Genomic DNA, 11,794 nt, shown 5'->3' on the forward strand with positions numbered 1-11,794 from the left:
GGCTCCTGCGATTTCTAGCTGAAATCCCGCACAAGCACCACTTCCGAAGCAGCAGGAGAAGTCAATCACGCCCACCCAAAGCCTCAGCCTGGGATTTTTCCGAGGAAGCCACAGATAGCTTCACAATCCGGGCCAGCCGAGCCTTACGACGAGCGGCTGTGTTTTTGTGCAGGACGCCGGTTTTGGCAGCTTTATCAATGCGGCTGAAAGCAGCACTCATCGCCGCCTGGATTTCCTGCAGAGTTTCTTGCTGTGGGTTGGCGGCATAGGCAGTTGAGAGGGAGATCACTTTCTTCATCAGAGCGCGCACCATGGCTTTGGTGGCTTTATTGCGCAGCCGATTACGCTCTGCGATCTGAACGCGCTTGATGGCAGATTTGATGCGTGGCATGGTTGAAGGGGAAGTTCCAGCGAAGATCCAGCATACCATCAGAGCTGGAAGCTCCACCAGTTCCTATTGTTCTCCGATGGGATCCCCATGTTCCAAGATTGCAGCTCGCAGATCCGCTTTAACCCACCTGCCCTTTTCTACGGGGTTGCCGCTTGCGATTTGGATCGGGATGGGGCCTTTGAGCTGTTTGTGTGCGGGTTCCGCGGCTCCAATCGAGTCTTGAAGTGGGATGGGCAAACCCTGGTGGATCAAGCAGACGACACCCTGGCCGATGCAGGGCGCATGGCAATTGGGGTGGCTGCCGCCGACTTTGACGGGGACGGGCAGGAAGAACTTTATGTCTTGAACACCGATACCTTCGGCGGGCGCAAGCGCTTTGGGGATCGCCTCTTCGACTGGCAGGGATCTCGCTGGGTGGACCTGTTCTCCCTGCCGCAAAACCAAGATGCCCTCAACTTGACGGCAGGTCGCTCTGTAGCTTGTGTGGATCGTCTTGGCCAGGGGAGCTATGGATTTTTCGTAGCCAACTACGGCGGCCCTATGCGCCTCTACGAGTTGGGCCCTAACCAAATGATCGCCGATGTGGCGCCAGAAGCGAGACTCAATCGGGTGACGGGCGGGCGGGGGTTGGTGGCCGTGCCCTTGGTCTCGCAGCGGATGGACATTTTTGCCGTCAATGAGCAGGGACCTAACTTTCTGTTTCGCAACCGGGGAGATGGCACCTTTGAAGAGATTGCCGCTGAGGTGGGCCTAGCAGATCCCGACGAGCATGGGCGCGGCGTGGCAGCGGTGGATCTGGATGGGGATGGACGGCTGGATTTGCTCTATGGCAACTGGGAAGGCCCCCATCGCCTCTGGATCCAGGCCCCCGGCGGTTTTTTTAAGGATGTAGCCCCCCCGGAGTTGGCTAGGCCCTCCCGCATTCGCACAGTCATCGCTGCCGACTTCGACAACGACGGCTATCCGGAGCTGTTTTTCAACAACATCGGCGAGCCCAACCGTCTGTTTGCTTGGCGCTCCGGCCGTTGGCAAGCCATCGACATTGGAGATGCTGCCGAGCCGCAGGGATTGGGGACAGGAGCAGCGGTGGCCGATGTGGATGGGGATGGTCGTCTGGAATTGTTGATTGCCCATGGGGAGTCTGGCGCCCAGCCTCTCAGCTTCTATCGCCCTCAGGCCAATGCCAACAACTGGCTGAGGGTTCTGCCCCTCACCCGCCAGGGAGCCCCGGCCCGCGGCGCGTTGGTAAGGCTGCTCACCTCCACCCGTACCCAGATCCAGGCCATCGACGCCGGCAGCGGCTACCTCTGTCAGATGGAGCCGGTGGCCCACTTTGGCCTGGGATCCGAAACAGGGGTCAAGGAAATCCAGATCCAGTGGCCGGATGGGAAACAGTTGCAGGTGGCCCACCCACCGGTCAACCAGCTTTTGCGGATCCCTTATCCCCGCTAGCCGCCAATCTGAGACATGGTGCGCCGGTAGGATCCCTGGCTGCCGGTGTCCCGTCCTTTGAAGTTGATGTCCGGCTTGATGTCCAGCAGTTCTCGCACCTGCTGTCTTAGCCTTTCGGCAGGGATCCCAGCTCGCAGCGGATCCCGCAGGTTGATTTGGCCGGATTCGTTGAGCAGGCAAGGGCGCAGCCAACCGTCGCTGGATAGCCGCATGCGGTTGCATCGATCACAAAAGCACTCCGACATCTGGCTGATAAAGCCCAAGGTGCCTTTTGCCCCCGGGATTCGAAACACATCCGCCGGCCCATTGCCGGCCACAAACCCAGGTTCCAGGCCAAAGCGAGCGCGAATTCGCTGTCGCAGCACCTCAGACTCCACCCAGCCGGCCTGCTGAAAGAGGGCGGCATTGCCAATGGGCATAAACTCGATGAAGCGCACATGCCATTGTCGCTCCAGAGTAAGGGCAGCCAGATCTTCCACTTCCGATTCGTTGAGCCCAGGGATCACCACCACATTCAACTTGAGGGGATCAAACCCCACTTGGTGGGCAACTTGGATCCCGGCCCAGACCTGCCGCCAGCGATCCCGCCCCGTGATCAGTCGAAAGGTCTCGGGGTTGAGGGAATCAAAGCTGATGTTGATGCGGCGCAACCCCGCTTCATAGAGGAGTTGAGCTTTTTGGCTGAGGTTGAAGCCGTTGGTGGTAAGGGCCACATCTCTCACCCCAGGCAGGCTGCATAGAGCCCGGATGAGGTGCTCCAGCCCCGGCCTGAGCAGGGGTTCGCCGCCGGTGAGGCGAAAGCAATCGATCCCCAACGGCAAAAACACCTCTCGAACCAACGTGAGGATTTCCTCATCCGTTAAACGCTCTGGGGCTTGCAGCCACGTCAACTCCGCCTCGTCAGGCATGCAGTACTGGCAGCGGAAATTGCAGCGATCGATCAAGCTGATGCGCAGATAGTTAACGGTCGGCATGGCAACCTAGGCCAGAAACAGATGGGGCACCCCTCCCCCCAGAGTGCCGAGCAACGCCGAGGACCCTTTCCGTTGCCTCTGGAAAACCTCCCAGCGTCTCCATCCGCAAAGGCAGCGGGGGAACTGTCCCGAGGCTTGCAACTTGCAGTGGCCACACCTCCAGTTTGCAGGATACTACGAAGATTGAGGTGCAAATCTCTACTCGGCAGAGCCAGGGATCCCTGCCCATTCGGGTTGAACAGGCCGCTGCCAGCGTTCCCACCAGGCCAGCACAGACTCAGGTGGGTGGCTGTCGTGGCTGCCGTTGGCATTGGCGGGGAGGGGGGGAGAGGGAGGTGGGGCCGGCGGTGTCAGCCAACTGACAGGCGCGGGGATCAGACAACTGGGGTGGAGAGGGCGCAGATCGCGGTAGTGGCTGCTGCGAATGGCCAGGATCTCCTGCTGAATGATGTCTGGGGGTTCTCCCAACTCCAGCAACACATGGCTGCACAGACCCAAGCTGGCCTCGAATTCGGGGTGGACGACTTCTCTGGCCCCCAACTGATAGAGCTGTTCGATGTCTTCCTTGTCGGTAGCTCGCACCACCACATCCAATCGCGGCGCCAACTCCAGAGCTCGTTTCAGGCAGAGGCGGATGCTCATGCGATCCGGCAGAGCAATAACCAGGGCGCGGGCCTGGGGCAGGCAAGCTTTCTCCAGCACCAACGGGCTGGCCGCATTTCCGTAGAGGTAAGGGATCCCACGGGAACGCAGGTGTTGGATCACCCGTTCTGACTGATCAATGACCAAGAGGGGGTGACGACGGGCTTCGAGAATGCGCACAATGTCTTGCCCCACCTGCCCATAGCCGCACACCACCACGTGCCCCTGTTGAGGAGCATCGGGGGCCAAAGCGCGGGGCCGCTCGCCCGATTCCAACCAGCGGGCCAAGAAGGGGATCCCGTGTAGCCCGGAAAACAGTCGAGGAGCGCCCCTCAGCAGAAAGGGAGTGAGCAGAAGGGTAACGGCTGTGGTGCTGACAATCAACAAATAGATCTGCCGCGACACCAATCCCAAAGCCTGCCCCTCGCTGGCCAGCACAAAGGAGAATTCGCCGATTTGCGATAGGCCCAGCCCCACCACCACCGCTGCCGGCAGAGTGTAACCAAACAGCCGCGCCAAGGGAGCCACGATGCAAAACTTGCCCACCATCACCAGACCCACCAGCCCCAGGATCAGCAACAGATGGCCGAGGATAAAGCTGGGATCGATGAGCATGCCGATGGCCGCAAAAAAGAGAGCAGCAAACACATCTCGCAAAGGCTCTACATAGTCCAGGGTTTGGTCGGCGTACTCCACCTCCGAGATCATCAGACCGGCAATGAAAGCCCCAATCTCGCTGGAAATGCCCAGCCGCTCCGTCAACAGGGCAATCCCCACGCAGAGGCTGATCACCCCCAGCAAAAACACCTCTTTGCTCTCCTGCTGAGCCAGCAGACGCAGGAAACCGGGAACCAGCCAAATCCCGCCTACCACCGCCCCCAGCCCCACCAAGCCGATTTCTGCCAAGGCCCTGGCCAGGGATCCCGCCAGCTCCGGCAAGGGACAATCCAAAGCCGGCAACACCGCCAACATCAGCCCCACCGCCAAATCTTGCACAATCAGGATCCCCAGCATGGCCTGGGCTTGGGGAGTGCCCATTTGGTTGGTCTCAGTGAGACTTTTCAGCACCACGGCAGTCGAGGACAAGGAGAGCACGGCCCCCAAAAAGATCCCTTGCACCGGCGTCAACCAGCCGCTGACCACCGCCAGCACCGCCGTGATCAAAATCGTCAGGCCAATTTGCAAAATGCCTCCGCCAACGGCGATCCCCCGCACTTTGCGCAATTCTTTCAGGGAAAACTCCACCCCCAAGGTGAACAGCAAAAAGGTCACCCCAAACTGGGCCAAGGTTTCCACCTGAACCAACTCTTTGATCCACCCCAACCCGGTTGGCCCCACCAAGATCCCGGCCAGTAAGTAGCCGAGCAACACCGGCTGCCTCAGCAGCGAAGCCAAGAATCCACCTGCTGCCGCTGCCGCCAATACCGTCACAATGTCCAAAATCAGACGAAAGTCTTCCTGCACAGGGCACCCACCAAGGAATGTGAACTTTTGTAGCCAATCCTGAGGATTCTTCCACGATAATGCTTCCTCTGGCATCTCGGACAGAGCGAAGAACTCGGCTTCAAGCTCTGCACCCTGCTGCCCCCGAGGATCCCGGCTGGCCCAGCCCGGATTCAGATCCAGCCTGGATTCAGAGGAAGCTGGACGGAAACTCAGTGGAAATTTTTGTTAAAAGTTGCTGGCAATACCTCAAAACCGTAGCTTATAATACAGAATGTAGATAGAAATCGTTCATCCTCTCGCGTGCTGGGCGGCTCGTTAATGTAGGTAGAGCGACATCACGGCCAGAGGACGGAAGTAGGGAGAGATCCCGAAGGAACGCGCCTCAACTCTTCTGGTAACCGTGTGGCTTCTCTTGTCTCTCAGGAGAAGGCGAACGGATGAAAACTCAACTCATTGGAGGCGAAGATCATGGCACTCTTTTACCGTGGCGTCGATTACACCCCCTCTTCTGCAACTGCAGCGGTTTCTCCCGGCAAAGTGGGGGGTCGTTACCGGGGGCTGGACTGGCGGTTCCGCCACCTGAGCAAGCCGGTGGTTTTGCCCACCAACCTTGACCTGCTCTATCGGGGTGTTGCTCATCATCTCAAGGCGGCCGAAGGGCCGGCTCAACCCGTTCAGACGGCAGAGGCATCTGCCCCGGTGGCTGCCAATGGCCGTTCTCATGTCTTGGATGAGCTGTCTCGCCGCTTGATGATGAGCCATCAACGCTTGATTCGGATTCGCCAGCAATCCATGCTGCTCCGCGGTACAGAGCAGATTGGCCTGCATGTCAACGTGCGCAACTTCTGGAACCGCATCCAAGGAAAAGTGCATCCCACCTTTCGGCTCAACTACGACCGTAGCCGTGTCAGCATGAGCTGATCTGCCCGTAACTGTTGATGCTCTGGCATGAGCTCAGCGAGAAGGGATCCCGGCTGGGGATCCCCTTTTGGTTTCTGGGTTGAGCTTCCTCAGGTCGATGGACGGCACAGGACGCTTCAACGCTGGCACGAGGTGCTGTTGACCAAAAGTAGCTAAGTTGCCCAAGGGATCCACAATTGAGGGGTGCTATTTCCTCGGAAAAAAACGGGATCCCATCAGGGATCCCGCTGCAGAATCGGCCACACCGCTTAGGCGTCGAAGTAAAGGGCGAACTCGTAGGGGTGAGGCCGCAGATTGATGGGGTTGATCTCGTTGTCGATCTTGTACTCGATATAGGTCTGGATCAGATCCTCAGTAAAGACACCGCCCTCTAGCAAGAAGGCATGATCCTTCTGCAAGCTTTCCAGAGCATCCAGCAGGGATCCAGGCGTGGAAGGGATCTTGGCCAGCTCTTCCGGCTCCAGATCGTAGATATCTTTGTCCAAGGGCTCGCCGGGATGGATCTTATTCTTGATCCCGTCCAGGCCAGCCATCAGCATGGCCGAAAAGGCGATGTAGGGGTTGCAGGTGGCATCCGGGCAGCGGAACTCCAGACGCTTGGCCTTGGGATTGTTGCCGGTCACCGGAATGCGAATGGCAGCGGAACGGTTGCCCTGGGAGTAAGCCAGGTTCACCGGCGCCTCGAAGCCGGGCACCAAGCGCTTGTAGGAGTTGGTGGTGGGGTTGGTGAAGGCCAGGATCGCCGGGGCATGCTTGAGCAGGCCACCGATGTAGTAGAGAGCCGTCTCGCTCAGGTTGGCATAGGTGCCTTCGCTATAGAACAAAGGCTGGCCATCCTTCCAGAGGGACTGGTGGGTGTGCATGCCGGTGCCGTTGTCGTTAAACAGGGGCTTGGGCATGAAGGTGACGGTTTTGCCGTGCTTGCGGGCCACATTCCGGATCACGTATTTGTAAACCATCATGTAGTCGGCAGCCGTGATCAGATCGGCAAAGCGATAGCCCAACTCCCCTTGCCCGCCGGTAGCCACCTCGTGGTGATGCTTCTCGATGGGCACCCCCAACTTGCCCATGGTCAGCAGCATCTCGGTGCGGATGTTTTGATGGGCATCGGTGGGCGGGGCCGGGAAATAGCCCTCTTTGTAGCGAGGCTTGTAGCCCAGGTTGCCACCTTTCTCCTCGCGGCCCGAGTTCCAGCGACCTTCGATGGAATCCACGAAGTAGTAGGCCGAGTTTTGGGTTTGGTCGAAGCGAACATCCTCAAAAATGAAAAACTCCGCTTCCGGCCCGAAGTAAGCCGTATCGGCAATGCCCGTCGATTGCAGATAGGCAACGGCACGGGCGGCAAGGCTGCGGGGACAGCGGCTATAGGGCTGGCCGGTGCGCGGCTCAACAATGCTGCAAGTTATGCTGAGGGTGGGCACCTCCAGAAAGGGATCGATCCAAGCCGTCTTGGGATCCGGCACCATGTACATGTCCGACTCGTTGATCGCTTTCCAGCCCCGGATACTGGATCCGTCAAAGGGAAGCCCCTCGGTGAAGGTTTCTTCCTTGATCATCGAGGTGTGGAAGGAAACATGCTGCCAGGTGCCAAAGATATCCACAAACTTGAGATCCACTATCTGGACGTTGTTGTCCTGGATCATCTGAAGCACTTCTTGGGGCGTGGATGCCATTACTCTCTCCTGATTGGGTTGCGGTTAAGACTGGGGGAACTGTGGCTGAAACAAATGGGATCCCAGCAGGTGATCCCCACGCTTCGACCCAGACAGGCCAAAAACGCTCACTCATCCTAGAAAGGCCAACACGGGTATTTTGTAGTTTCTGATACAAAATTCATTTGAGCTCCGCTTTCTGACCAAGACCAAATTGCTGGCCATCTCAGACACCTCTTTTCCTTCTGGCTTGGGTCAACCGGGATTGGGTGTTGGGGATCCAAAACTTGGGCAATGGCCGCCACTTGGCCAACCTCTGGGCAGAGATAACCCTATGGGATGGGCAAAAAAGGCCCCAATGGCCTGAGGCGAGCGAAAATGAGGCTAATAGGCCTCGGCCTCGACCGGTTCGCCAAGGGGTGTTAAGCTAAAGCGTAGTCGTTATGAGTTTGGCTTTTATTCCCATTGCAGAAGGAGAGACATCGGATGACAGAGCAAAGTCGGGTTGAGAATGTGGTGATTATCGGCTCCGGCCCTGCTGGGTTCACAGCAGCCATTTACGCTGGGCGTGCCAACCTGAAGCCGGTTGTGTTTGAGGGGTTCCAGGCGGGCGGGATCCCGGGCGGGCAACTGATGACCACCACCGAGGTGGAAAACTTTCCGGGCTTTCCCGAGGGCATCACCGGCCCCCAACTGATGAAGAACATGCGGGCTCAAGCGCAGCGGTGGGGGGCAGAACTTTACACCGAAGATGTCACCTTTGTGGATTTAAGCCAGCGGCCCTTTGTCGTCCGTTCTGACGAGCGGGAATTGCGCACCCACAGCCTGATCATCGCCACCGGGGCCACAGCCAAGCGCCTACACCTGCCGGGGGAGGAGACCTACTGGAACCGGGGCATGTCAGCTTGTGCTGTCTGCGATGGGGCTATGCCCATGTTCAGAGGGGTGGAATTGGTGGTGATCGGCGGCGGCGATACTGCCTGTGAGGAGGCCACCTACCTGACCAAGTTTGGATCCCACGTGCACATGCTGGTGCGCAGCGACAAAATGCGGGCCAGCAAGGCCATGCAGGATCGTGTTCTCAACAACCCCAAGATCACTGTGCACTGGAACACCGAGGCGGTGGAAGTGATGGGCGACGGCCTGCGCCTGACCGGGGTGAAAGTGCGGAACAACCAAACCGGCGAAATACGCGAGATGTCAGTGGGTGGCCTATTTTATGCCATTGGCCACAAGCCCAACACCGACTTGTTCAAAGGACAACTGGAACTGGATGAAGTCGGCTACATCGTCACCCGCCCGGGATCCGTGGCCACCAGTGTGGAGGGGGTGTTTGCCGCCGGCGACGTGCAGGATCACGAGTTTCGTCAGGCGATTACCGCTGCCGGCACCGGCTGTATGGCGGCCATGTTGGCAGAGCGCTGGCTCTCGGAACACGGCTTGGCCCAGGAGTATCACGTCCTTCCCCAAAGCCATCCTGAACCCAGCCCTGCTGCGACTTCTGCGGCAGAGTCTGCTGGGGATCCTGCTGTTGAGGAGGCCAGCTTTGAGGAGAATGGACAGGATGACTTAGACTTCAGCAAGACTTGCCATGAGGGGAGCTATGCCCTGCGGCGACTCTACCACGAAAGCGATCGCCTGCTCATGGTCAAGTACACCGCCCCCACCTGTGCCCCTTGTCATGCCCTCAAGCCGATCTTGAACAAGATCATCGATGAGTTCTCGGACAAGCTGCACGTGGTGGAGATCGATATTGAGAAAGATCCGGAGATTGCAGAGGCAGGGGGGGTGGCGGGCACCCCGACGGTGCAATTTTTCAAAAACAAGACGCTGGTGGCCCAGTTGGTGGGCGTTAAGCCCAAGTCCCAATATCGAGAGGTGATCCAGGCCAATTTGTGTGAGGAAAAATCCCCCTAAGGATGTTGTCCTCTCCAACCTCTGGCCCCTCTCCCCAAGGGAGAAGGGAGCTGGGCGCAGAAAACGGTTTCCCAACCGAGGCTCAGCTAGTCCGAAAAGGCACCGTGGTAGGCGGCCTGCATGGCTGCCAAAGACACCACCAGTAAGGGATCCTCTTCTGCCGTCCTTAAGAGCAGGGGATCCGCAGGGGATCCCACCTCTCCCAAAAGCTGCCACTGGCCGGCAAGCTGCGCTTCTAAGTAGGCTTCCCAAGCAGAGCGCTGGGCCGGATCCACAGAAACCAGGATGCGGCTGGATCCCTCGCCAAACAGGGCCTGATCCCAGCGCAAGGATCCAGGAGCCAGGGAGAGGGTTGCGCCGCGGCCTCCGCTCAAGCAGGCTTCTGCCAAAGCCACAGCCAATCCCCCCTCGCTGCAGTCGTGGGCAGAGCGCACCCAGCCCTGGCGGATTCCATGGCGACAGGCAGCTTGCACCCGCTTTTCCAATTCCAGATCCACTGGCGCGGGCCGGCCCGTAACTTGCTGGTGGATGACCGCCAAATACTCGCTGCCCCCCAAGCTGGTGAGGGCCTGGGATCCCAGGAGGTAAATGAGATCCCCTTCTTGCTGCCACCCCTGGCCACAGATGCATTTCAAGTCGGGAATAAGACCCACCATGCCAATGACAGGGGTAGGGTAGATAGCCTGCGATCCCTGGGGGGTGAGGGTCTCGTTGTAGAGAGAAACGTTTCCCCCCGTTACCGGCGTACCGAGGGCACGGCAGGCATCTCCAATCCCCCGACAGGCCAGGGCCAGCTGCCAGTACACCACCGGGTTTTCGGGATTGCCAAAGTTAAGGTTATCGGTAACAGCTAGGGGATCGGCCCCCACACAGGTGAGGTTGCGGGCAGCTTCCGCCACGGCTGCCTTGGCCCCCTCGTAGGGATCCAAATACACCCAGCGGCCATTGCCATCCAGGGTGGCAGCGATGGCCTTGCGGGAAGCTCGCAGGGGCGGCACCTCGCCCACGCCAAACTTTTGGGAACGGATGCGGATAACCGCCGCATCTCCCTGGCCCGGCCAAAGGACGGTGTTGTTTTGCACCTGGTGGTCGTATTGGCGATAGATCCAGGCTTTGCTGGCCAGGGTGGGGCTGGCCAAAAGCTGCAGCAGCACCTCTTTCCATGCCAGCGTTGCCTGAGCGAGGTGGATCCCCTGGCAATCACAAGGGGGTAGAGTGGCGGGATCCCATTGCCACGCTGCCTGCACGTAGGCTGGCGGCTCTGGCAACACCGGACGGACATAGGCGGGGGTGTCTTCGGCCAAAGCCCGCACCGGCACCTGCACCACGCAGGATCCCTGGTGCCAGATCTCCACCAGCGGCTCGGCAATGACTTCCCCGGCCACACTAGCTTGCAAACCCCAGCGGTGGAAGATCTCCATCACCTCCGCCTCGCGGCCTTTTTGCACCACCAGCAGCATCCGCTCCTGGGATTCCGAGAGCAGGTATTCCCAGGCAGCCATGCCGCTTTCCCGCGCCGGCACTCGGTCGAGGTCAAAGCGGATCCCCACCCCTCCCTTGGCGGCCATCTCCGCGGTGGAGCAGGTGATCCCGGCTGCCCCCATATCCTGGGCAGCCACCACAGCTCCTGTGGCAAAGGCCTCCAGACAGGCCTCGATGAGGCACTTGCCCAGGAAGGGATCCCCCACCTGCACTGCCGGCCGATCCTGCTGCGCATCCTCCTTGAGCTCGGCGCTGGCAAAGCTGGCGCCGCGGATGCCATCCCGCCCGGTGGTGGCGCCCACGTACAAGACCGGGTTCCCCACCCCCCGCGCTGCCGATTTCACCACTGCCGGCGTCTCCAGCAGCCCCAGGGCCATGACGTTGACCAAGGGATTGCCGCTGTAGCAGGGATCCACCGCCACTTCTCCCCCCACTGTGGGTACCCCGACACAGTTGCCGTAGTGGGCGATCCCTTCCACCACCCTGGCCATGAGGCGGCGGTTGCGGGGATCGGTTAGCGGCCCAAAGCGCAGCGAGTTAAGCAGGGCAATGGGACGGGCGCCCAGGGTAAAGATATCCCGCAGGATCCCTCCCGCGCCGGTAGCTGCCCCCTGGAAGGGCTCCACTGCCGAAGGATGGTTGTGGGACTCGATCTTAAACGCCAGCCAATCCCCCTCCCCCAGATCCACTACGCCGGCATTTTCCCCCGGCCCCACCACTACCCGCTCGCCCGTGGTGGGAAAGTTTTTCAGCAGAGGGCGGGAGTTTTTGTAGCAGCAGTGCTCTGACCACATCACCCCAAACATGGCCAGCTCGTTGGGGTTGGGATCCCGGCCCAGCTGCTGCTGGATCTGTTGATATTCCGCCGGGGAAAGGCCGTGGGCTTTTAAGTCTTCGAGAGTATAGGGCATAGTGCT

The 11,794-nt window shown here is 59.5% G+C and carries 8 protein-coding genes and 1 riboswitch; of the genes, 3 read left to right on the plus strand and 5 right to left on the minus strand.

Annotated elements, in window-relative coordinates; translation table 11 throughout:
- Positions 1-61 precede the first annotated feature (61 nt).
- Positions 62-391 carry a 30S ribosomal protein S20 gene (rpsT, locus tag NW820_RS05395; RefSeq protein ID WP_414331315.1) on the minus strand — a complete coding sequence of 110 codons (330 nt, stop codon included), beginning with the start codon at positions 389-391 and terminating at the stop codon, positions 62-64.
- A gap of 87 nt (positions 392-478) precedes the next feature.
- Here rpsT and NW820_RS05400 point away from each other — a divergent pair, with 87 nt between their 5' ends.
- Positions 479-1,843: a CRTAC1 family protein gene (locus NW820_RS05400; RefSeq protein ID WP_414406895.1), complete on the plus strand. Its 1,365-nt coding sequence runs from the start codon at positions 479-481 to the stop codon at positions 1,841-1,843.
- On the opposite strand, the gene moaA is transcribed toward NW820_RS05400, so the two are convergent.
- Together moaA and NW820_RS05410 are read right to left on the minus strand one after the other, a co-directional pair.
- Entirely contained in the window at positions 1,840-2,817 is a 978-nt protein-coding gene (gene moaA, locus NW820_RS05405) for a GTP 3',8-cyclase MoaA (RefSeq protein ID WP_011434340.1), read from the minus strand. The two genes, NW820_RS05400 and moaA, sit on opposite strands and share 4 nt — an antisense overlap.
- Positions 2,818-3,015: 198 nt before the next feature.
- On the minus strand, positions 3,016-4,923 hold the full coding sequence (locus NW820_RS05410; RefSeq protein ID WP_414406896.1) for a cation:proton antiporter: 1,908 nt from the start codon (positions 4,921-4,923) through the stop codon (positions 3,016-3,018).
- Positions 4,924-5,188: 265 nt separating this feature from the next.
- A riboswitch (Glutamine riboswitch) is annotated at positions 5,189-5,287 on the plus strand.
- A gap of 86 nt (positions 5,288-5,373) precedes the next feature.
- Between NW820_RS05410 and NW820_RS05415 the strand changes: the two genes are divergently transcribed.
- Positions 5,374-5,826 (plus strand): DUF4278 domain-containing protein, encoded by a 453-nt coding sequence (locus NW820_RS05415; RefSeq protein WP_011434342.1) that lies wholly within the window; start codon positions 5,374-5,376, stop codon positions 5,824-5,826.
- 248 nt (positions 5,827-6,074) lie between these two features.
- Here the strand turns inward: NW820_RS05415 and glnA are convergent, their stop codons facing one another.
- Positions 6,075-7,499 (minus strand): type I glutamate--ammonia ligase, encoded by a 1,425-nt coding sequence (gene glnA, locus NW820_RS05420; RefSeq protein WP_414342228.1) that lies wholly within the window; start codon positions 7,497-7,499, stop codon positions 6,075-6,077.
- A 465-nt stretch (positions 7,500-7,964) separates the two neighbouring features.
- Here glnA and trxB point away from each other — a divergent pair, with 465 nt between their 5' ends.
- On the plus strand, positions 7,965-9,395 hold the full coding sequence (trxB, locus tag NW820_RS05425; RefSeq protein ID WP_414328790.1) for a thioredoxin-disulfide reductase: 1,431 nt from the start codon (positions 7,965-7,967) through the stop codon (positions 9,393-9,395).
- Positions 9,396-9,481: 86 nt separating this feature from the next.
- Here trxB and purL read toward each other — a convergent pair.
- The coding region (gene purL / locus NW820_RS05430) for a phosphoribosylformylglycinamidine synthase subunit PurL (protein WP_414406897.1) at positions 9,482-11,794 on the minus strand (2,313 nt) is incomplete at its 5' end.

This window comes from Synechococcus sp. R55.7 (assembly GCF_047461955.1).
Classification (GTDB): Bacteria; Cyanobacteriota; Cyanobacteriia; order Thermostichales; family Thermostichaceae; genus Thermostichus.